General features: G+C 60.2%; 19 protein-coding genes. 10 read left to right on the plus strand and 9 right to left on the minus strand.

The window, feature by feature from the left end; all coding sequences use genetic code 11:
* Positions 1 to 278 precede the first annotated feature (278 nt).
* A complete protein-coding gene (locus ACA070_RS04100; protein WP_497450136.1) occupies positions 279 to 647 on the plus strand; it encodes a DUF6124 family protein in 369 nt (122 codons plus the stop codon).
* Between the two features lie 220 nt (positions 648 to 867).
* On the opposite strand, the gene ACA070_RS04105 is transcribed toward ACA070_RS04100, so the two are convergent.
* On the minus strand, positions 868 to 1584 hold the full coding sequence (locus ACA070_RS04105) for an SIMPL domain-containing protein (RefSeq protein WP_497450137.1): 717 nt from the start codon (positions 1582 to 1584) through the stop codon (positions 868 to 870).
* 361 nt (positions 1585 to 1945) lie between these two features.
* Here ACA070_RS04105 and ACA070_RS04110 point away from each other — a divergent pair, with 361 nt between their 5' ends.
* The 4 genes from ACA070_RS04110 (at position 1946) to ACA070_RS04125 (ending at position 6512) form a co-directional block, all read left to right on the plus strand.
* Positions 1946 to 3208: an ATP-binding protein gene (locus ACA070_RS04110; protein ID WP_131063121.1), complete on the plus strand. Its 1263-nt coding sequence runs from the start codon at positions 1946 to 1948 to the stop codon at positions 3206 to 3208.
* Complete coding sequence (locus ACA070_RS04115) at positions 3201 to 3761, plus strand: response regulator transcription factor (protein ID WP_109627955.1); 561 nt, start codon at positions 3201 to 3203, stop codon at positions 3759 to 3761. The genes ACA070_RS04110 and ACA070_RS04115 overlap by 8 nt, the downstream gene beginning before the upstream one ends.
* A gap of 96 nt (positions 3762 to 3857) precedes the next feature.
* Complete coding sequence (locus ACA070_RS04120) at positions 3858 to 5585, plus strand: ABC transporter ATP-binding protein/permease (RefSeq protein WP_497450138.1); 1728 nt, start codon at positions 3858 to 3860, stop codon at positions 5583 to 5585.
* Between the two features lie 177 nt (positions 5586 to 5762).
* Positions 5763 to 6512 carry a FadR/GntR family transcriptional regulator gene (locus tag ACA070_RS04125; RefSeq protein ID WP_497450139.1) on the plus strand — a complete coding sequence of 250 codons (750 nt, stop codon included), beginning with the start codon at positions 5763 to 5765 and terminating at the stop codon, positions 6510 to 6512.
* A gap of 157 nt (positions 6513 to 6669) precedes the next feature.
* Here ACA070_RS04125 and ACA070_RS04130 read toward each other — a convergent pair whose 3' ends face one another.
* Both ACA070_RS04130 and ACA070_RS04135 read right to left on the minus strand, forming a co-directional pair.
* Positions 6670 to 6861: a hypothetical protein gene (locus tag ACA070_RS04130; RefSeq protein ID WP_497450140.1), complete on the minus strand. Its 192-nt coding sequence runs from the start codon at positions 6859 to 6861 to the stop codon at positions 6670 to 6672.
* A gap of 14 nt (positions 6862 to 6875) precedes the next feature.
* Complete coding sequence (locus ACA070_RS04135; protein ID WP_497450141.1) at positions 6876 to 8177, minus strand: phospholipase; 1302 nt, start codon at positions 8175 to 8177, stop codon at positions 6876 to 6878.
* Between the two features lie 235 nt (positions 8178 to 8412).
* Between ACA070_RS04135 and kdgD the strand changes: the two genes are divergently transcribed.
* The 5 genes from kdgD (at position 8413) to ACA070_RS04160 (ending at position 15043) form a co-directional block, all read left to right on the plus strand.
* Positions 8413 to 9324, plus strand: coding sequence for a 5-dehydro-4-deoxyglucarate dehydratase (kdgD, locus tag ACA070_RS04140; RefSeq protein WP_046052865.1), 912 nt, complete (start codon positions 8413 to 8415; stop codon positions 9322 to 9324).
* Positions 9325 to 9383: 59 nt separating this feature from the next.
* The gene (locus tag ACA070_RS04145) at positions 9384 to 10829 is read left to right on the plus strand and encodes an aldehyde dehydrogenase family protein (RefSeq protein WP_497450142.1); all 1446 of its coding nucleotides are present in this window, start codon (positions 9384 to 9386) and stop codon (positions 10827 to 10829) included.
* Between the two features lie 153 nt (positions 10830 to 10982).
* The gene (locus tag ACA070_RS04150) at positions 10983 to 12353 is read left to right on the plus strand and encodes an MFS transporter (protein WP_497450143.1); all 1371 of its coding nucleotides are present in this window, start codon (positions 10983 to 10985) and stop codon (positions 12351 to 12353) included.
* A gap of 11 nt (positions 12354 to 12364) precedes the next feature.
* On the plus strand, positions 12365 to 13918 hold the full coding sequence (garD, locus tag ACA070_RS04155) for a galactarate dehydratase (protein ID WP_497450144.1): 1554 nt from the start codon (positions 12365 to 12367) through the stop codon (positions 13916 to 13918).
* Between the two features lie 183 nt (positions 13919 to 14101).
* On the plus strand, positions 14102 to 15043 hold the full coding sequence (locus tag ACA070_RS04160; RefSeq protein ID WP_497450145.1) for an AEC family transporter: 942 nt from the start codon (positions 14102 to 14104) through the stop codon (positions 15041 to 15043).
* A 146-nt stretch (positions 15044 to 15189) separates the two neighbouring features.
* Here the strand turns inward: ACA070_RS04160 and ACA070_RS04165 are convergent, their stop codons facing one another.
* The 6 genes from ACA070_RS04165 to gatC all read right to left on the minus strand — a co-directional run bounded on the left by ACA070_RS04165 (position 15190) and on the right by gatC (position 20452).
* Positions 15190 to 15570 carry a carboxymuconolactone decarboxylase family protein gene (locus ACA070_RS04165; protein WP_109627965.1) on the minus strand — a complete coding sequence of 127 codons (381 nt, stop codon included), beginning with the start codon at positions 15568 to 15570 and terminating at the stop codon, positions 15190 to 15192.
* Positions 15567 to 16625, minus strand: a complete 1059-nt coding sequence (locus ACA070_RS04170; RefSeq protein ID WP_497450146.1) for a calcium/sodium antiporter — start codon at positions 16623 to 16625, stop codon at positions 15567 to 15569. The genes ACA070_RS04165 and ACA070_RS04170 overlap by 4 nt, the downstream gene beginning before the upstream one ends.
* 50 nt (positions 16626 to 16675) lie before the next feature.
* Positions 16676 to 17050 (minus strand): septal ring lytic transglycosylase RlpA family protein, encoded by a 375-nt coding sequence (locus ACA070_RS04175; protein WP_497450147.1) that lies wholly within the window; start codon positions 17048 to 17050, stop codon positions 16676 to 16678.
* 190 nt (positions 17051 to 17240) lie between these two features.
* Positions 17241 to 18686: an Asp-tRNA(Asn)/Glu-tRNA(Gln) amidotransferase subunit GatB gene (gene gatB / locus ACA070_RS04180; RefSeq protein WP_497450148.1), complete on the minus strand. Its 1446-nt coding sequence runs from the start codon at positions 18684 to 18686 to the stop codon at positions 17241 to 17243.
* Positions 18687 to 18696: 10 nt separating this feature from the next.
* Positions 18697 to 20148 (minus strand): Asp-tRNA(Asn)/Glu-tRNA(Gln) amidotransferase subunit GatA, encoded by a 1452-nt coding sequence (gene gatA, locus ACA070_RS04185; RefSeq protein ID WP_462025504.1) that lies wholly within the window; start codon positions 20146 to 20148, stop codon positions 18697 to 18699.
* A 16-nt stretch (positions 20149 to 20164) separates the two neighbouring features.
* The gene (gene gatC / locus ACA070_RS04190; RefSeq protein ID WP_497450149.1) at positions 20165 to 20452 is read right to left on the minus strand and encodes an Asp-tRNA(Asn)/Glu-tRNA(Gln) amidotransferase subunit GatC; all 288 of its coding nucleotides are present in this window, start codon (positions 20450 to 20452) and stop codon (positions 20165 to 20167) included.
* Between the last annotated feature and the right edge of the window lie 67 nt (positions 20453 to 20519).

A 20519-nucleotide genomic window follows, 5' to 3' on the forward strand; every position in this document is an offset into this window, starting at 1 on the left:
TGCCGGGTAGGAAGCCGTCCTTCTAACCTTTGGCCGTCGCTGCAATTTCAGCGACCGGGCGTGGAAACCTGGATCTCTTAGTAGCCGCATAGTTGGACCATCGTATTCGTTGCCGACGTCTTCTTTCGTCTGCAAACTGCGTCATGGCGGCTGTGCGTGGGCAGACTTCGGTCTGGCCGGGTCCTACTAACCGGTATTTCCACCCTGCGTGCAGCCGCCACCCATTTGTCGTGTGGAAACGACAATGGATGGCTCCCATTTTTAAGTAGGAGTTTTCCATGGATAAGTTAATCCCCGATCCGCCCGTCAACACCACCACTCCCAATCCAGAAGCCACCGAAGCCGAAGCGCTCCTCAGGGACCGCGAAGCCATAAAACGCGCCCTCGATTACTACCTCGATCCACCCGACCAATACGCCCCCAAACCCCGTCGTCCCAGCACCATGTTCATGATCGCCCCGGACATGGATAGCGAAAGTCTCCTGGCACAAGCTTGCGAGTCGTTGGCTTCCGCGAGTGTCATGGCCAGTGATTTCGCCGCTAACCTGATCGGTCCGCAGCGCAATACGGTGTTGGCGATTCAGCAGATCATCATGCTGGCGGAGTTGGCGGTGAATCGGGCGTTGGATAACGTCGATCCGGCATAGACCGCGTCATCGTTCATCGCGAGCAGGCTCGCTCCCACATGTGATCTGTGTCGTACACAAAATCCATGTACATGCTCATTCCCTGTGGGAGCGAGCCTGATCGCGATGACGGTAAATCAATCACCACAAGATCATCAGGCAAACCCACCCCGGCTTCCGGCGGGCAATAAAAAACGGCGACCACTTCAGTGATCGCCGTTTCTGTGTACGTGTTATCGAATCAAGGCATCAGCACTTCAATCGCGCCGTCCGCCGTCATGCTGACCTGGCTGGTACCTGCCTCAACCTCAGGCGTCACCGGCGCACCGTCCATGCCGGCGGCTTTCATCATCATCGGCCCGCGCATGAACGGTTGTGGATAACCGTTGCTGTTCAGGTTCAGGTTAACGATTTTGTAGCCCTTGCCACCCAACGCGTCGGTCGCCAGTTGCGCGCGGGCCTTGAAGGCGGTCACGGCTTCTTTAAGCAACGTATCTTCGCTGGCCTTGCGGGTTGGTGTGGCGATGGCGAAGTCCATGCCGCCCATTTTCAGGTCGGTCAGCAGTTCACCGGTCAGTTTTGACAGCGCGGCAAAGTCGGAGCTTTCCAGGCGCAGTTCGGCGCGTTCACGCCAGCCGGTGATTTTCTGGCCCTTGGTGTCGTAGATCGGGTAGCTGTTGCGGCTGCCCTGGCGCAGGGTGATTTCCTTGACCTGCTTGGCCTGGGCCAGTGCTTTGTTCATGGTGGTGCTGACGTCGGCGGCGAGTTTGGCCGGGTCGGTGTTTTGTTCTTCGGTGTAGAGGGTCACGATCATCAGGTCGCGAGCCACTTCCTGGCTGACTTCGGCGCGCAGGGAGATCTGGTTGTAATGAAGCTCGTCGGCGGCCAGGGCCGGGAGGCTGGCGACGGTGCCAACGCTAAGGGCAAGAAGGGCGGCGCTGCGGCGGAAACTGTGCATGAAAACTCCTTGGGCGGTGCGCAGGGGTTAAGGTCCGAGCCTGCGTGAAACCATCAGACTCTAGCTTTAATGATCCGGTTCGCACAGTTACAACTTCTATACAGATCGACGCGACCCTGTAGCAGCTGCCGAAGGCTGCGTTCGAGCGCGAAGCGGTCGCCATTGGGCTGACGCGTTTTACCTGAAGGAATGAGGTCTCAGGTTTTACGAGCGCTTCGCACTCGGACGCAGCCTTCGGCAGCTGCTACCAGAGCTTTGTGTGGGCTGAAGGCCTGTGGCTGTTTGCCGCACTTTTGCCTGCCAGCCCCCGTGCTTGGTTATACTCCGTGCGATCCGCCTGGAGCGCTCATCAGGAGAGCTCATGCTCGCCCCCGTTCAAATCACTTCCGCCACTCGCCAGAACCTCTGGCGGCTCACGTTCATCCGCACCTTGGTGCTCGCCGCTCAGGCCGGTTCCGTGGGGCTGGCCTACTGGTTCGATCTGCTGCCGTTGCCGTGGGTGCAACTGGCAATGACCCTGGGTTGTTCGACGCTGCTGTGCGCGTTCACGGCGGTTCGCCTGCGCACCTCGTGGCCGGTAACCGAGCTGGAATATGCCCTGCAACTGGCTTGCGATCTGTTTATCCACAGTGCCTTGCTGTATTTCTCCGGCGGCTCGACCAACCCGTTTGTCTCGTATTACCTGGTGCCGCTGACCATCGCCGCCGTGACGTTGCCGTGGCGCTATTCGGTGATTCTGTCCGGTATTGCGCTGGCGCTGTATACGTTGTTGCTGGCGCAGTTCTATCCGCTGGAAACCTTCCCCATCGCCCGGGAAAACCTGCAGATCTACGGCATGTGGCTGAGTTTTGCCCTCGCCGCAGCCGTCATCACGTTCTTCGCCGCGCGCATGGCCGAAGAGCTGCGCCGTCAGGAAGAATTGCGCGCCATCCGCCGTGAAGAAGGCCTGCGCGACCAGCAATTGCTGGCTGTGGCGACCCAGGCGGCGGGCGCGGCCCATGAGCTGGGTACGCCGTTGGCGACCATGAGCGTGCTGCTCAAGGAAATGCGCCAGGACCATCACGACCCGCTGTTGCAGGACGATTTGAGCGTGCTGCAGGACCAGGTCAAACTCTGCAAAGAGACCTTGCAGCAACTGGTGCGCGCCGCCGAGGCCAATCGCCGTTTGGCCGTGGAGATGCAGGACGTCACCGACTGGCTCGACGAAGCGCTGAACCGCTGGCACTTGATGCGCCCGGAAGCCAGTTACCGCTTCCAGCGCCTGGGCCAGGGCACCGTGCCGCGCATGGCGCCGCCGCCAGACCTGACGCAAGCGCTGCTGAATTTGCTGAACAACGCCGCCGATGCATGCCCCGAAGGGTTGCAGGTGACGCTGGACTGGAATGCCGAGGACTTGACCATCAGCATTCGCGACCACGGCGCTGGTGTGCCGCTTGCTATTGCCGAGCAGATCGGCAAACCGTTTTTTACCACCAAGGGCAAAGGTTTCGGCCTGGGCCTGTTTTTGAGCAAGGCCAGCGTGACACGCGCCGGCGGCTCAGTGAAACTCTACAGTCATGAGGAAGGCGGCACGCTCACCGAGCTGCGCCTGCCCCGTGTCGCCCGAGGAGACGAACATGAGTGACGAGATCCAAGTTGAAGGCGAAGAGCTGCCGCATTTGCTGCTGGTAGACGACGATGCAACCTTTACCCGCGTGATGGCCCGCGCCATGGCCCGTCGTGGTTTTCGCGTCAGTACCGCCGGTTCCGCCGAAGAAGGTCTGGTCATCGCCCAGGCCGACATCCCGGATTACGCCGCTCTGGACCTGAAAATGGACGGCGACTCGGGCCTGGTGCTGCTGCCCAAACTGTTGGAACTCGACCCGGAAATGCGCGTGGTGATCCTCACCGGTTATTCGAGCATTGCCACCGCCGTCGAGGCGATCAAGCGCGGCGCCTGCAATTACCTGTGCAAACCGGCGGACGCCGACGACGTACTGGCCGCGCTGCTCTCCGAGCACGCCGACCTCGACACCCTGGTGCCGGAAAACCCGATGTCGGTCGACCGGCTGCAGTGGGAACACATCCAGCGCGTGCTCACCGAGCACGAAGGCAACATCTCCGCCACTGCCCGCGCCCTGGGCATGCACCGCCGCACCCTGCAGCGCAAACTGCAGAAGCGCCCGGTTCGTCGCTGAACGGTTGCTGAACGATTATCGCCAGCCCTCGCGATAACCCGAACCGATCATCTATGATCGGTTCGTGTGTGTTCTTTTCTTTATCGAGCCTTATCCATGAATCAGAACGCTGAGTATTCCGCGGTCAACGATGCTGTGCGCGGGCAGTTTTTTCGAAAAGTCTGGGCGATGATCACGCCTTACTGGCGCAGTGAAGAGAAGGTCAAGGCCTGGACGCTGCTGATTGCGGTGATTGTGTTGTCCCTGATCAGCGTAGGGATCTCGGTGTGGTTCAACACTTGGTACAAGGATTTTTACAATGCGCTGCAGCGAAAGGACGAAGCGGCGTTCTGGCGGCTGATTCTGTATTTCTGTGGGATTGCGGCGGTGGCGATTGTCGGTGCCGTGTACCGGCTCTATCTGACCCAGATGCTGACCATTCGCTGGCGTGCCTGGCTCACGGAAAAGCATTTCGCCCGCTGGCTCGGCAACAAGAATTACTACCAGCTGGAGCAGGGCGGTTACACCGATAACCCGGACCAGCGGATTTCCGAAGACCTCAATAATTTCACCTCCAATACCCTGGAGTTGGGCATCGGTTTGCTTCGCAATATTGTCAGCCTGGTGTCGTTCTCGATCATCCTGTGGGGCGTGTCGGGCAGTATCGAAGTGTTTGGTTTTACCATTCCCGGCTATATGTTCTGGTGTGTGCTGGTGTATGCCGTGATCGGCAGCTGGCTGACGCATTTGATCGGTCGTCGCTTGATCGGCCTGAACAACCAGCAACAACGCTTCGAAGCCGATCTACGCTTCTCGATGGTGCGGATTCGCGAGAATGCCGAGAGCATTGCGCTGTACAACGGCGAGCCCAATGAAAACCGTCGCTTGAGCAACCGCTTCGGGATGGTCTGGCACAACTTCTGGGACATCATGAAGGTGTCCAAGCGTCTGACGTTCTTTACCGCAGGTTACCAACAGGCCGCCATCATCTTTCCGTTCATCGTCGCTTCGCCGCGTTACTTGTCCGGCAAGATCGAACTCGGCGAGCTGATGCAAATCAGTTCGGCGTTCGGCAATGTGCAGGAGAGTTTCAGCTGGTTTATCAGTGCCTACCAGAACCTCGCGTCGTGGCGTGCCACCTGTGATCGTCTGCTGAGTTTCCGTCAGGCCATGACCGACAATGAAGAGCGCGAACCCGCGATCGACGTGCAGAATTCAGGCTCGGCGTTGAAAGTGCATAACCTGGGCCTCGACCTCGCCGATGATCGTCACCTGCTGACCAACGCCGACATGACCGTGGAGGAGGGCGAGCGCGTGATGATCAGCGGCCGTTCCGGCAGTGGCAAGTCCACGTTGTTTCGGGCGATGGGGCATCTGTGGCCGGCGGGTCACGGCAGCATTCGTCTGCCGACGGCGCGCTACCTGTTCCTGCCGCAAAAACCGTATCTGCCGATTGGTACGCTGCGCGAGGCGTTGAGTTATCCACAGGCCGGCGAGACCTATCCGCACGAGCGTTATGTGCATGTGCTGGAGACTTGCCGCTTGCCGCACCTCGTTGGGCGTCTGGACGAAGCCAATCACTGGCAGCGCATGTTGTCGCCGGGTGAACAGCAACGCCTGGCCTTCGCCCGTGCGCTGCTCTATGCACCGCAGTGGTTGTATATGGATGAAGCGACGTCGGCGATGGACGAAGAGGATGAAGCGTCGCTGTACCAGGCGTTGATCGATGAGATTCCAGGGCTGAGCATTGTCAGCGTCGGGCATCGCAGCAGCTTGAAGCGTTTCCACCCACGGCATGTGCGCATCGAAAATGGCCATTTAGTGGACCAAACCGTGACAGCCTGAACACCTCCGAACCTGTAGGAGCGAGGCTTGCCCGCGAAGGCCGTTACTCGGTTCCACATGAGAACCGTGTCATCGTTCTTCGCGGGCAAGCCTCGCTCCTACAGGGGCGGGGTGATCGTACAACCGCGTTGAGCTATGATGCGGTTTCAGCCGCAATTTTCGAGACAGACGTTCACCATGGAAAATCCGATCGACGCACCACGCCTCCCTCGCAAGCGCCGCAGCCTCGCACAGGAATTGGTGACGGTGCTGTCCGAGCAGATCCGCGACGGCCACCTCAAGCGCGGCGACAAATTGCCCACCGAGTCGGCGATCATGGATGCCCATGGCGTCAGCCGCACCGTGGTGCGCGAAGCGATTTCCCGTTTGCAGGCGGCTGGCCAGGTGGAAACCCGCCACGGCATCGGCACCTTCGTGCTCGACACCCCGAGCCCGAGCGGATTCCGTATCGACCCTGCGACCGTGGTCACCCTGCGGGATGTACTGGCGATTCTGGAGTTACGCATCAGCCTCGAAGTGGAATCCGCCGGCCTCGCCGCACAACGCCGCAGCGCCGAGCAGCTGGCCTTGATGCGCGCCGCGCTGGACGCGCTGAATGAAAGTGTCTCTCACGCCAGCGATGCCGTAGCGTCGGACTTCCAGTTCCACCTGCAAATCGCCCTGTCGACCGGCAACCGCTACTTCACCGACATCATGACCCACCTGGGCACCAGCATCATTCCGCGTACCCGCCTCAACTCTGCGCGCTTGGCCCATGACGACCAGCAGCACTACATGAGTCGCCTGAGCCGTGAACACGAAGAGATTTACGACGCGATCGCGCGCCAGGATTCGGACGCAGCGCGGGCGGCGATGCGGTTGCATTTGACCAATAGCCGCGAGCGGCTGCGCCATGCGCATGAAGAGGCCGAGGCGCAGCGGGGTTAGGTTTCCAGGCTGGAGGATGGTTGCCTGACAGATAGCCATCGCTAGCAGGCTAGCTCCCACAGTGGATCTCAAGTGAACCCACTATGGGTGTTCACCCTCGATTAAATGTGGGAGCTAGCCTGCTAGCGATTGGGCCGGCAGCTTTAATACTTAATTGTCAGCCTGAGCGCAGAATCGAACGATCCACCCGCACAGCCAATTCAGCCACCCCGGGCTTGACATCAAACGTCACATCCCCACGCTCATCCACCATCGCCCGCCCAATCACCACCCCCTTGGACAACAACTCCATCGGCGCGCCCTCCAGCGATTGTCCCGAAGCCAATTCCAGTTTCAATTTGATAGTCATCATCGATCTCCTTATCAGGCCACGTTGCCAGTGGGTTGGTAGTCCTTGAGCAGCAAGTAAGTGCTCCAGCCCCACCAGTCGTCGACGGTGGCGGTGTCGTTCAGGTTGTTGACGTCCTTGCGCCGCAGCACCTTGCTGCCTTCAACGCGGAACAGCGGTGAAAAGTTGTTCGCCAGATTCAGCACGGCTTGCAGATCCGGGTTTTTTTTCAAGGCGCCGAAGTTACCGGGCGCCGGGGCGGTGCCGCTGAGATACGCCGCAAACACTTCGTCAGCCGACACCTGAACCGCCTGATTCACCTGGACGCGATTGGCGCTGTCGATGGCATCGAAGTAGCGTTTGTCGCCATACGCCCGCCATTGATCGCCGTTACCGTTGCGCACATTGAGGCCAAACTTGCTGTCTTCATCGTGCATGAAGCGGGTAATCAGCGAGCCCAGATCACTTGGCGTCACCACCGCAGCCAGCTGTTTACGCGGCACGCGCAAGTGGCCGGCAGAAAACAGGTCGGTCAGGTAATGATCGGCAAACGCGTTCATCGCGTAGGCCAGTTCCAGCTGTTTTTCATCGCCGCTGCTGCGAGCCTTTACCGCTTGTTGCAGCGCCGCGGCATGCCCGGCGATATACGCCAGAAGCGCCCACTCGGCGAAGTGATCGGCATTGTTGGCGGCCAGTTTCAGATAGCGTCCCAATGGAAACAGCGCCGAGACAAAACTGCCGCCGCCAGTGATTCTGTTCCACTCTTCGGACAACGTATCTCCGAGGGCGTCATAAGCCTCATGAGGCTGTTTACCGTCCTTGATCGCCTGTTTAACGGCGGCGATTTCCTTCTGCATGACGCCGAGGATCAGCTTCGCTTCGGCGTTGGATGCAGGCAATACCGCCAGCGAGTTGAAGGCATTGATAAACCGCTGGATGCGATCGGCGGCGTTAGCGCCTTCGCTGACCGGCTGATCGGGAATGCCATAAAAATCGCCGCCCAGGGCGACGATCTGACCGTAAGTAAGCGCCAGCCCATTCGGCAGATGCAGCTCAACCTGCGAGGCCGGGACAGCGGGGGCGTCCTTGATGAAACGCAGGAGGGTGCTGTCGCCAATGGCGGTGTGCTCGCCGCCTTCGAACCTCAGCTGCGGCTTGCCTTTCAAGGTTTTGCCGGGCGTAGCTTTGATTGTCTGAGGTGCGTCGTTATGTTCGCTGAGGTGCAGCATCAGCGAACTGTTTGCAGTGACGACGATTCCGTCTTCGGTAAAAAGATCATCCAGATTCGCAATGATCCGTTCGGGGTTTTCCTGCGATTGAGTGTGTAGACCTGACATTTCTAGCTCCTTGATATGTCGTCGGTATGATTCAAGATAACTGTATGTATATACAGTTAATCTGATCCTAGCCGAGAAATTTCCTACGTCAAGAAAATCCCTTTCCGACACAAATTCCGTGCACAGCGATGAAATGCAGTTGACGGTTATTATTTAAGTTGTACGATGACCTACAACTCGGCCGCAGGCTGAAAGCTTTTCTCACACAAACGTCGCTACCCAGGGTGTTCGAATAATGAATCCACAAGAACTGAAGTCCATCCTCTCTTCCGGCTTGCTGTCTTTCCCGGTCACCGATTTCAATGCTCAGGGCGACTTCCATCGCGCGGGCTACATCAAGCGTCTCGAATGGCTGGCCCCATACGGCGCCACGGCGTTGTTCGCCGCGGGCGGCACCGGTGAGTTCTTCTCTCTGGCGGCCAGCGAATATTCGGAAATCATCAAGACGGCCGTCGATACCTGCGAAACCAGCGTGCCGATTCTGGCCGGCGTGGGCGGTTCGACTCGCCAAGCCATCGAATATGCACAGGAAGCCGAGCGTCTGGGCGCCAAAGGCCTGTTGCTGCTGCCGCACTACCTGACCGAAGCCAGCCAGGACGGCGTTGCCGCCCACGTTGAAGCCGTGTGCAAATCGGTGAAAATCGGCGTGGTGGTTTACAACCGTAACGTCTGCCGCCTGACCGCGCCGTTGCTGGAACGCCTGGCCGAGCGCTGCCCGAACCTGATCGGCTACAAGGATGGCCTGGGCGATATCGAGTTGATGGTGTCGATCCGTCGCCGCCTCGGTGATCGCTTCAGCTACCTGGGCGGTTTGCCGACCGCCGAAGTTTACGCCGCTGCGTATAAGGCCCTGGGCGTGCCGGTTTACTCCTCGGCGGTGTTCAACTTCATCCCGAAAACCGCGATGGATTTCTACCACGCTATCGCCCGGGAAGATCACGCCACCGTCGGCAAGATCATCGACGACTTCTTCCTGCCGTACCTGGACATCCGTAACCGCAAAGCCGGTTACGCGGTGAGCATCGTCAAGGCCGGGGCAAAAATTGCCGGCTATGACGCAGGTCCTGTGCGTGCACCGCTGACCGATCTGCTGCCAGAAGAGTACGAAGCTCTGGCCGCGCTGATCGACAAGCAGGGCGCGCAGTAAAAAACGATTAAACAAGGCCGCTGAGCAATCAGCGGCCTTTTGCGTGAGGAGATCTTCTAGTGGCAGATACAAAGCGTTTTGATAACTACATCAACGGCGAATGGGTAGCGGGCAGTGATTACTGCGCCAACATCAACCCTTCCGAACTGACCGACACCATCGGCGATTACGCCAAGGCTGATCTGGCCCAGGTCCACGCCGCCATCGACGCCGCTCGTGCCGCGTTCCCGGCCTGGTCCACTTCGGGCATTCAGGCTCGCCACGATTCGCTGGATAAAGTCGGTACCGAAATCCTCGCCCGTCGCGAAGAACTCGGCACCTTGCTCGCTCGGGAAGAGGGCAAGACCCTGCCCGAAGCCATCGGCGAAGTGACCCGCGCCGGTAACATCTTCAAGTTCTTCGCCGGTGAATGCCTGCGTCTGTCCGGCGATTACCTGCCGTCGGTGCGCCCGGGTGTGAACGTCGAAGTCACTCGCGAAGCGCTGGGCGTGGTCGGTCTGATCACGCCGTGGAACTTCCCGATCGCGATCCCTTCGTGGAAAATCGCCCCGGCCCTGGCCTACGGCAACTGCGTCGTGCTGAAACCGGCCGATCTGGTGCCAGGTTGCGCCTGGGCGCTGGCCGAAATCATCTCTCGTGCAGGCTTCCCGGCCGGCGTATTCAACCTGGTGATGGGCAGCGGTCGTGTGGTTGGCGATGCGCTGGTGCAGAGCCCGAAAGTCGACGGCATCAGCTTCACCGGTTCCGTCGGTGTCGGTCGTCAGATCGCGGTCAGCTGCGTCTCGCGCCAGGCCAAGGTTCAGCTGGAAATGGGTGGCAAGAACCCGCAGATCATTCTCGACGACGCCGACCTGAAACAAGCGGTCGAGCTGTCGGTACAGAGCGCGTTCTATTCCACCGGTCAGCGTTGCACGGCGTCGAGCCGCTTCATCGTCACCGCCGGGATTCACGACAAGTTCGTCGAAGCCATGGCCGAGCGCATGAAGTCGATCAAGGTCGGCCACGCGTTGAAAGCCGGCACCGACATCGGTCCGGTGGTCTCGCAAGCCCAGCTTGAACAGGACCTGAAGTACATCGACATCGGCCAGTCCGAAGGTGCACGTCTGGTCAGCGGTGGCGGCCTGGTGACCTGCGATACCGAAGGCTACTACCTCGCGCCAACCCTGTTTGCCGACAGCGAAGCCGCAATGCGCATCAGCCGTGAAGAGATTTTCGGCCCGGTGGCCAACATCGTTCGCGTTGCCGATTACGACGCTGCGCTGGCCATGGCCAACGACACCGAATTCGGTCTGTCGGCGGGCATTGCCACCACGTCGCTGAAGTACGCCAACCACTTCAAGCGCCACTCCCAGGCCGGGATGGTGATGGTCAACCTGCCGACGGCGGGCGTGGATTACCACGTTCCATTCGGTGGGCGTAAAGGTTCATCCTATGGATCACGTGAGCAAGGTCGCTATGCGCAAGAGTTCTACACCGTGGTGAAAACCAGCTACATCGGTTCCTGATACACCGCAATACTTGTGGGAGCTGGCCTGCCAGCGATGGCATCACCGCGGTGCGACTGACATACCGAGGTGCCCGCATCGCTGGCAGGCCAGCTCCCACAAAAACAACACCGTTATTACCCGCATAAAAATAATCAGTGGGAGTACATCTACATGCAATTGACCCAGAAGCCGACTCACGTCCGCTATTTGATCCTGCTCATGCTGTTTCTGGTGACCACGATCAACTACGCCGACCGGGCTACCATCGCAATCGCCGGCTCCAGCCTGCAAAAAGACCTCGGCATCGACGCGGTCACCCTCGGCTACATCTTCTCTGCATTCGGTTGGGCCTACGTGGCCGGGCAAATTCCCGGTGGCTGGCTGCTGGACCGTTTTGGCTCGAAAAAAATCTACGCACTTAGCATCTTCACCTGGTCGCTGTTCACCGTGCTGCAGGGTTATGTCGGTGAGTTCGGCATGTCCACAGCGGTGGTTGCGCTGTTCATGCTGCGCTTCCTGGTGGGCCTGGCCGAAGCGCCATCCTTCCCTGGCAACGCACGCATTGTCGCGGCCTGGTTCCCGACCGCTGAACGCGGCACGGCCTCGGCGATTTTCAACTCGGCGCAATACTTCGCCACCGTGTTGTTCGCGCCGCTGATGGGCTGGATCGTTTACAGCTTCGGCTGGCAGCACGTGTTCATCGTCATGGGCGTGATCGGCATTGTCTTCTCGGGTATCTGGCTGAAAGTGATCTACAGCCCGCGCCAACACCCGATGATCAACGACGCCGAGTTCAAGCACATCGCCGACAACGGCGGCATGGTCGACATGGATCAGGACAAAGGCAAAGGCACCAAGGCTGACGGTCCGAAGTGGGACTACATCCGCCAGTTGCTGACCAACCGCATGATGCTCGGCGTGTACCTGGGCCAGTACTGCATCAACGGCATCACCTACTTCTTCCTCACCTGGTTCCCGGTGTACCTGGTGCAGGAGCGCGGCATGACCATCCTCAAGGCTGGTTTCATTGCCTCGCTGCCGGCGATCTGCGGGTTTATCGGTGGTGTGCTTGGCGGAGTGATTTCCGATTACCTGCTGCGCAAAGGACACTCGCTGACCTTCGCCCGCAAGGCGCCGATCATCGCCGGTTTGCTGGTTTCCAGCAGCATCGTGGCTTGCAACTATGTGGACGTTGAATGGATGGTCGTCGGCTTCATGGCCCTGGCCTTCTTCGGCAAAGGCGTGGGTGCGTTGGGTTGGGCCGTGGTGTCCGACACCTCGCCAAAACAGATCGCCGGTCTCAGCGGTGGCTTGTTCAATACCTTCGGCAACATCGCTTCGATCACCACCCCGATCGTCATCGGCTACATCATCAGCTCCACCGGCTCGTTCAAATGGGCGCTGGTGTTTGTCGGTTGCAACGCACTGGTCGCAGTGTTCAGCTACCTGGTGATCGTCGGTCCGATCAAGCGTGTTGTGCTCAAAGAGCCGCCAGTCAGCGGTCCTGAAACCAACAACAAATTGTCTCAAGCGCATTCCTGAGGAGCGGCGTCATGCAGTTGATTGAACATTCCGACTCGCCGCGCTACATCCGCCTGCACGAACGCGACAACGTCGTCATCGTGGTCAATGACCAGGGCGTTCCGGCCGGCACCGAGTTTCCCGATGGCCTGGTGACGGTGGACTTCGTGCCGCAGAGCCATAAAGTCACCCTGGAAGACATTCCCGAGGGCGGCCAGGTGATTCGTTACGGCCAGACCATTGGCTACGCGTTGCAGCCGATTCCGCGCGGCAGCTGGGTCAAGGAAGATCAACTGCGCATGCCCACCGCGCCACCGCTGGACAGCCTGCCGCTGTCCACCGAAGTGCCGGCAGCGCAGGCACCGCTGGAAGGCTATACGTTCGAGGGTTATCGCAACGCCGACGGCACCGTCGGCACGCGCAACATTCTCGGGATCACCACGACCGTTCAGTGTGTGACCGGTGTGCTGGACCATGCGGTCAAGCGCATCAAGGACGAGTTGCTGCCGCGCTATCCGAACGTTGATGACGTGGTGGCGCTGACCCACAGTTACGGCTGTGGCGTGGCGATTACTGCGACTGATGCGTACATCCCGATCCGTACCGTGCGTAACCTGGCGCGCAACCCGAACCTGGGTGGCGAAGCCTTGGTCATCAGCCTGGGCTGCGAAAAATTGCAGGCCGGGCAGGTGATGCACGAGGGCGACAGTTCGGTGGATTTGAGCGATCCGTGGTTGTACCGCTTGCAGGATTCCAGTCACGGTTTCACCGAGATGATCGAGCAGATCATGGCGCTGGCCGAGACCCGTTTGAAGAAGCTCGATCTGCGTCGCCGGGAAACCGTGCCGGCGTCCGAATTGATCCTCGGTATGCAGTGCGGTGGTAGCGATGCGTTTTCCGGCATCACCGCCAACCCGGCGCTGGGTTATGCCTCGGACCTGTTATTGCGGGCGGGCGCGACGGTGATGTTTTCTGAAGTCACCGAAGTGCGCGACGCGATTTACCTGCTGACTTCCCGTGCGGAGACTGAGGAAGTTGCTCAGGAACTGGTGCGGGAAATGGACTGGTACGACCGTTACCTGGCCAAGGGCGAAGCGGACCGCAGTGCCAACACTACGCCGGGGAACAAGAAGGGCGGGTTGTCGAACATTGTCGAGAAGTCTCTGGGCTCAATCGTCAAATCCGGCAGCAGCGCGATCAACGGCGTGCTTGGCCCTGGCGAGCGCTTCAAGCGCAAAGGGCTGATTTTCTGCGCGACCCCGGCCAGTGATTTCGTCTGCGGGACGTTACAGTTGGCGGCGGGGATGAACCTGCATGTATTCACCACCGGGCGTGGCACGCCGTATGGTTTGGCGATGGCGCCGGTGGTAAAAGTGTCGACCCGGACCGAACTGGCGCAGCGCTGGCCGGACCTGATCGACATCGATGCCGGGCGGATTGCGACCGGGCGGGCTTCGATCGAAGATCTTGGGTGGGAGTTGTTTCACTACTACCTGGATGTGGCCAGCGGGAAGAAGCAGACCTGGGCGGAGCAGCATAAGCTGCATAACGACATCACTCTGTTCAATCCGGCGCCGATCACTTAAGACCGCGTTATCGTTCTTCGCGGGCAAGCCTCGCTCCTACAGGTCTGTGCCGCGCACGGTAAATGTGTACGACACGGACCTGTAGGAGCGAGGCTTGCCCGCGAAAGCGGTCTACCAGACGCCGGTGTCTCCAGTGGCTTATCATTAGCCCCCTAACGACGCTCACCCAAGGTTCCCCCCGGCATGCTGGCTATCTTCCTCGAAACCCTGAACATCACCGCGCCGGTGTTTGCCATGCTGTTTCTGGGAGTGGTGCTCAAGCGCATCGACTGGATCAACGACAACTTCATCCACACCGCGTCGGCCCTGGTGTTCAACGTCACCATGCCGGCGTTGCTGTTTCTGGGCATCCTGCATGCCGACCTGCACGCCGCGCTGCAACCGGCGCTGTTGATCTATTTCTCGCTCGCCACACTGGTGTGTTTCGCCATCGCCTGGGGCTGGGCGATCTGGAAGTGCCCGCGTGAAGACCGGGGGATTTACACCCAAGGTGCGTTTCGCGGCAACAACGGTGTGATCGGCCTCGCACTGGCGGCGAGCATGTACGGCGACTACGGGATTTCCCTCGGGGCGATTCTCGCGGCGCTGGTGATCCTGTTTTACAACACGCTCTCGACCATCGTGCTGGCGGTGTACAGCCCGGTAATCAAGTCCGATCCGTGGAGCATCTGCAAAAGCGTGATGGTCAACCCGCTGATCATCAGTGTGTTTGCGGCGGCGCCGTTTGCCTATTTCAAGATCAGCCTGCCGGGCTGGCTGGAGACCTCCGGTCAGTACCTGGCGCAAACCACGTTGCCATTGGCGCTGATTTGCATCGGCGGCACGTTGTCGCTGGCGGCGATGCGAAAAAGCGGCTCGATGGCGCTGAGCTCAAGCCTGGTGAAGATGATCGGTTTGCCGGTGCTGGCGACGCTGGGGGCGTGGCTTTGGGGTTTTCGCGGGGCGGAATTGGGAATTCTGTTTCTGTACTTCGGTAGCCCGACCGCGGCAGCCAGTTTTGTCATGGCCCGGCAGGCTGATGGCAATCACGAGCTGGCGGCGGCGATCATTGTGATCACCACGTTGATGGCGGCGGTCACCACGAATATCGGGATCTTTTTGTTGCAGTGGGGTGGGTGGATTTAGCTTCCGGATTTGTGGCGTTTTGTCGGGCCTCTTCGCGAGCAAGCCCGCTCCCACATTTGACCGTGTCCGACATGAGAATGCGGTCAAAATGTGGGAGCGGGCTTGCTCGCGAAGACGGCCGAACAGTCACCAAAAATGCCGGCTAATTACTCAGGCTTCTGGTAGGTATCAATCACTTCCTGCGCCGCGCGAAACGCATCGATAGCCGCTGGCACACCGGCATACACCGCGCAATGCAGCAACGCCTCACGAATCTCTTCCACGGTGCAGCCGTTGTTCAACGCACCGCGCACGTGACCTTTCAATTCCTGCGGGCACTTCAACGCAGTCAGGGCGGCGAGGGTGATCAGGCTGCGGGTTTTCAGCGGCAGACCTTCGCGGTTCCACACGCTGCCCCACGCGTGTTCATTGACGAAGTCCTGCAGCGGCTGGGTGAACTCGGTGGCATTGCCCAGTGCTCGGTCGACGAACGCATCGCCCATCACTTGGCGGCGGACTTCAACGCCAGGCTTCTTATTGTCGGTCATGGCATTTCTCTCTTGTGGTGTTGGCGACGCCAGGCGCGCAGTGATGTGAACAGCAGATAGGCCACCAGCGCCGGGAGGACGAAAAACAGCATCAGGTGTTCAAGCTTGCCGGCCAGTGGCATGCCGGTGGTAAACGACACCACGTGCAGACCGTAAGCCAGGTACAAACCCAGAAACAGCAGACCTTCGGCGCGGGTCACCCGGTAGCCGGTATAGAACAGCGGCAGACAGAGCACCGCGACACCGAGCATCACCGGCAAGTCGAAATCCAGGGCATTGGGCGAAACCGACAGCGGCGAGGGGGCGACGAGCGCAGTCAGGCCGAGCACGCCCAAAAGATTGAACAGGTTGCTGCCGATCACGTTGCCCACGGCAATGTCCCGTTGGCCGCGCAATGCGGCGATCAACGAGGTGGCCAGTTCCGGCAGGGATGTGCTGATGGCGACGATGGTCAGGCCGATGACCCGCTCCGACAGCCCCAGATCGGTTGCGACCGCCACGGCAGCGCCCAGCAACAAGTGGCCGGCGTAGACCAGCATCGCCAGTCCGGCGACGATCATCAGCACGCTGCTGAACCACGGTGCCCGGGGTGTTCCGTCATGGGAGGGTGGACGGGCCGAGTGCCGCGACTGGCGCAGCAGCAAGCCCAGATACAGCGCTAGGGCGGCCAGCAGAATCATGCCGTCCACGCGGTTCAGCTCTTCATTCCACGCCAGTAAAAACACCAGCAGGCTGGCGCCGATCATCAGCGGAATGTCCAGGCGCACCAGTTGCCGCGATACCCGCAGCGGAATGATCAGCGCCGAGAGCCCGAGGGTGACGAGGATGTTGAAGATGCTGCTGCCGATCACGCTGCCGACGGCAATGTCGGCGTTTTGCGCCAGGGTGGCTTGCAGGCTGACCGCCATTTGCGGTGCGCTGCTGCCCAGGGCGACGATGGTCAGGCCGATGATCAGCGGCCGCACCTGCAACCGCGCGGCGAGGCGCACGGCGCCACGGACCATCAGCTCGGCACCGGCGATCAGCAACAGCAGGCCGCCGAGCAACTCAATCACGCTGATCAGGGGTAAGTCGGCAAGTCCGAAAATGGTCGGGGCTCCGTCTGTTAATCGTCGATGGCTTGCACGCGAACGCGCGCGGTGCCGCTACGGAGCATACCCAGTTGTTCGGCGGCCTCGTGTGAAAGATCAATCAGGCGCCCACGGGTATGCGGCCCGCGGTCGTTGATACGGACCACGCAGGACTTGTCGTTATTCAGATTGGTGACCTTCACCCGCGTGCCGAACGGCAACTGGCGGTGGGCGGCGGTCAGGGAATTCTTGTTGAAACGCTCGCCACTGGCGGTGCGTTTACCTTGGTGTTTGGCGCCGTAATACGAAGCCATGCCGGTCTTGTCGTAGCCGTGTGGGTCAATGACATCGTTGCTGGCGCAACCGGCCAGCAGAGAGAGCAGGGCGCAGGCGCCAAGTAGACGCTTCATTCAGAGGTTTCCCAAAATAAATGTGGCGAGGGAGCTTGCTCCCGCTCGGCCGCGAAGCGGTCGCAAATCGGCTGATGCATTTTTACTGAAAGAATGCGGTTGCCAATTTGGGTCTGCTTCGCAGACCAGCGGGAGCAAGCTCCCTCGCCACAGAGGATGGAGCCAGTAGTGAGAGCTGGCTCCATTCCGGTCAGCCTTCGAGCTTGCTTTTCAGCAGTTCATTGACCTGTTGCGGGTTGGCCTTGCCTTTGGAGGCTTTCATGGCCTGGCCGACGAAGAAGCCGAACATCTTGCCGCGCTTGGCTTCGTCTGCCGCGCGGTATTGCTCGACCTGCTCGGCGTTGGCCGCCAGCATTTCGTCCAGCACCGCCGAGATGGCGCCGCTGTCGGTCACTTGCTTCAGGCCGCGCTTGTCGATGATCTCGTCCGCGCTGCCTTCGCCGTTGGCCATCGCTTCAAACACGACCTTGGCGATTTTGCCGGAGATGGTGTTGTCCTTGATGCGCAGCAGCATGCCGCCCAGTTGCTCGGCCGAGACCGGCGACTGGTCGATTTCCACGCCTTGCTTGTTCAGCAGGCTGCCCAGTTCAACCATGACCCAGTTGGCCGCCAGCTTGGCGTCGCCGCTGATGCTCACGACTTTCTCGAAGTAATCCGCTTGCTCGCGGCTGGTGGCCAGGACGCTGGCGTCATACACCGACAGACCGAATTGCGCCTGGAAGCGCTCGCGCTTCTGCGGTGGCAATTCCGGCAGGGTGGCGCGGACTTCGTCGAGGAACGAGTTCTCGATGACCACCGGCAGCAGGTCCGGATCGGGGAAGTAACGGTAGTCGTTGGCTTCCTCTTTGCTGCGCATCGGACGGGTTTCGTCCTTGTTCGGATCGTATAGACGGGTCTGCTGGATCACCTTGCCGCCGTCTTCGATCAGCTCGATCTGACGCTGCACTTCGCTGTTGATCGCCTTCTCGATGAAGCGGAACGAGTTGACGTTCTTGATCTCGCAGCGGGTGCCATATTCGACCTGGCCTTTCGGACGGATCGACACGTTGCAGTCGCAACGCAGCGAGCCTTCGGCCATGTTGCCGTCGCAGATGCCGAGGTAACGCACCAGCGCGTGGATGGTCTTGACGTAGGCCACGGCTTCCTTGGCACTGCGCATGTCCGGCTCGGAGACGATTTCCAGCAGCGGCGTGCCGGCACGGTTCAGGTCGATGCCGGTGGCACCGTTGAACTCTTCGTGCAGGCTTTTGCCGGCGTCTTCTTCCAGGTGCGCACGGGTGACGCCGACACGTTTGATCGTGCCGTCTTCCATGGCGATGTCCAGGTGGCCTTTGCCGACAATCGGCAATTCCATCTGGCTGATCTGGTAGCCCTTCGGCAGGTCCGGGTAGAAATAGTTTTTACGGGCGAACACGTTGTGCTGGCCGATTTCGGCATCGATGGCCAGGCCGAACATCACCGCCATGCGCACCGCTTCCTGGTTCAGCACCGGCAATACGCCGGGCATGCCGAGGTCAACCAGGCTGGCCTGGGTGTTCGGCTCGGAGCCGAAAGTGGTGGAGCTACCGGAAAAGATTTTCGACCGGGTGGTGAGCTGGGTATGAATCTCCAGCCCGATCACGACTTCCCATTGCATGTGTTTCTCCTCAGAAGCCGGTTGGGGTGCGGGTGTGCCAGTCAGTGTTCAACTGATACTGATGGGCAACGTTCAACAGGCGACCTTCCTGGAAATACGGGGCGAGCAGTTGCACGCCGACCGGCAGACCATCGACAAAACCGGCTGGCATGGACAAGCCTGGCAGGCCCGCGAGGTTGGCGGTGATGGTGTAGACGTCTTCCAGGTACGCAGCGACCGGGTCGCTGTTCTTGGCGCCGAGCTTCCAGGCCGGGTTCGGCGTGGTTGGGCCGAGGATGATGTCGACCTCGTTAAAGGCTGCCATGAAGTCGTTCTTGATCAAGCGACGGATCTTCTGCGCCTTCAGGTAGTAGGCGTCGTAGTAACCGGCCGACAGCGCGTACGCACCGACCATGATCCGGCGCTGCACTTCCGGGCCGAAACCTTCGCCACGGGAACGCTTGTACAGGTCGATCAGGTTGACCGGGTTTTCGCAGCGGTGGCCGAAACGCACGCCGTCGAAACGCGACAGGTTGGAAGAGGCTTCTGCCGGGGCGATCACGTAGTACGCCGGGATCGCGTGCTGCATGTTCGGCAGGCTGATTTCCTTGATCACGGCGCCGAGCTTTTCCAGCTCCTTGACGCTGTTGTGGATCAGCTCGGCGATGCGTGGGTCGAGACCGGCGCTGAAGTACTCCTTCGGCACGCCGATGCGCAGGCCTTGCAGCGAACCGTTGAGGCTGGCGCTGTAATCAGGCACGGGCTCGTCGATGCTGGTGGAGTCTTGCGGGTCGAAACCGGCCATGCCTTGCAGCAGGATCGCGCAGTCTTCGGCGGTGCGCGCCAGAGGGCCGCCCTGATCGAGGCTGGACGCGTAAGCGATCATGCCCCAGCGCGAAACACGACCGTACGTCGGTTTCAGGCCGGTGAGGTTGGTCAGTGCGGCGGGCTGGCGGATCGAGCCTCCCGTGTCGGTGCCAGTGGCTGCCGGCAGCAGGCGCGCGGCAACCGCAGCCGCGGAACCGCCGGACGAACCGCCGGGAACGTGTTCCAGGTTCCACGGGTTTTTCACCGGGCCGTAGTAGCTCGACTCGTTGGCCGAACCCATGGCGAATTCGTCCATGTTGGTCTTGCCCAGGGTCACTGCGCCGGCAGCGGCCAGCTTGGCAACGACGGTGGCGTCGTACGGTGCTTTAAAGTTGTCGAGCATCTTCGAGCCGCAGCTGGTGCGGATGCCTTGGGTGCAGAACAGGTCTTTGTGGGCGATCGGCGCGCCGAGCAGGGCGCCGCTCTCACCGTTGGCCCGGCGTGCGTCAGCGGCTTTCGCCTGCTGGAGCGCCAGGTCTTCGGTGAGGCTGATGAAGCTGTTGAGCTGAGGATCGAGCTGGGCGATACGCGCCAGCAGGGTCTTGGTCAGCTCTTCGGAGGAAAACTTTTTATCGGCGAGTCCGCGGGCGATCTCGGCCAGAGTCAATTGATGCATTGCAGGCTCTTTCCCTTTAGTCGATGACTTTCGGAACCAGGTACAGGCCGTTTTCGACCGCTGGTGCGATGGACTGATAAGCCTCGCGATGATTGGTCTCGGTCACGACGTCTGCACGCAGGCGCTGGCTGGCTTCCAGTGGGTGGGCGAGCGGCTCGATACCGTCGGTATTGACCGCCTGCATTTCGTCGACCAGTCCCAGAATGCTGTTCAGGGCCGAAGTGATGTGTGGAAGATCGGCATCATTGAGGCCCAGACAGGCCAGATGAGCGATTTTTTCCACGTCGGAGCGTTGAAGCGTCATGGGATTCTCCAGTGGAAGGAATTCAGAACGGATGCTGTCCGTGTGTTAGATTGTCGGAACACTACCG

This window comes from Pseudomonas sp. LBUM1678, from assembly GCF_059695575.1.

What these genes read in the sequence shown, in the direction of transcription:
- ACA070_RS04120 (WP_497450138.1), top strand. Translation starts at nt 3,858, where the DNA reads ATGAATCAGAACGCTGAGTATTCCGCGGTCAACGATGCTGTGCGCGGG.
- gatC (WP_497450149.1), bottom strand. Translation starts at nt 20,452, where the DNA reads ATGACGCTTCAACGCTCCGACGTGGAAAAAATCGCTCATCTGGCCTGT.
- gatA (WP_462025504.1), bottom strand. Translation starts at nt 20,148, where the DNA reads ATGCATCAATTGACTCTGGCCGAGATCGCCCGCGGACTCGCCGATAAA.
- garD (WP_497450144.1), top strand. Translation starts at nt 12,365, where the DNA reads ATGCAGTTGATTGAACATTCCGACTCGCCGCGCTACATCCGCCTGCAC.
- ACA070_RS04165 (WP_109627965.1), bottom strand. Translation starts at nt 15,570, where the DNA reads ATGACCGACAATAAGAAGCCTGGCGTTGAAGTCCGCCGCCAAGTGATG.
- ACA070_RS04100 (WP_497450136.1), top strand. Translation starts at nt 279, where the DNA reads ATGGATAAGTTAATCCCCGATCCGCCCGTCAACACCACCACTCCCAAT.
- ACA070_RS04150 (WP_497450143.1), top strand. Translation starts at nt 10,983, where the DNA reads ATGCAATTGACCCAGAAGCCGACTCACGTCCGCTATTTGATCCTGCTC.
- ACA070_RS04105 (WP_497450137.1), bottom strand. Translation starts at nt 1,584, where the DNA reads ATGCACAGTTTCCGCCGCAGCGCCGCCCTTCTTGCCCTTAGCGTTGGC.
- ACA070_RS04160 (WP_497450145.1), top strand. Translation starts at nt 14,102, where the DNA reads ATGCTGGCTATCTTCCTCGAAACCCTGAACATCACCGCGCCGGTGTTT.
- ACA070_RS04135 (WP_497450141.1), bottom strand. Translation starts at nt 8,177, where the DNA reads ATGTCAGGTCTACACACTCAATCGCAGGAAAACCCCGAACGGATCATT.
- ACA070_RS04115 (WP_109627955.1), top strand. Translation starts at nt 3,201, where the DNA reads ATGAGTGACGAGATCCAAGTTGAAGGCGAAGAGCTGCCGCATTTGCTG.
- ACA070_RS04175 (WP_497450147.1), bottom strand. Translation starts at nt 17,050, where the DNA reads ATGAAGCGTCTACTTGGCGCCTGCGCCCTGCTCTCTCTGCTGGCCGGT.
- gatB (WP_497450148.1), bottom strand. Translation starts at nt 18,686, where the DNA reads ATGCAATGGGAAGTCGTGATCGGGCTGGAGATTCATACCCAGCTCACC.
- ACA070_RS04110 (WP_131063121.1), top strand. Translation starts at nt 1,946, where the DNA reads ATGCTCGCCCCCGTTCAAATCACTTCCGCCACTCGCCAGAACCTCTGG.
- ACA070_RS04130 (WP_497450140.1), bottom strand. Translation starts at nt 6,861, where the DNA reads ATGACTATCAAATTGAAACTGGAATTGGCTTCGGGACAATCGCTGGAG.
- ACA070_RS04125 (WP_497450139.1), top strand. Translation starts at nt 5,763, where the DNA reads ATGGAAAATCCGATCGACGCACCACGCCTCCCTCGCAAGCGCCGCAGC.
- kdgD (WP_046052865.1), top strand. Translation starts at nt 8,413, where the DNA reads ATGAATCCACAAGAACTGAAGTCCATCCTCTCTTCCGGCTTGCTGTCT.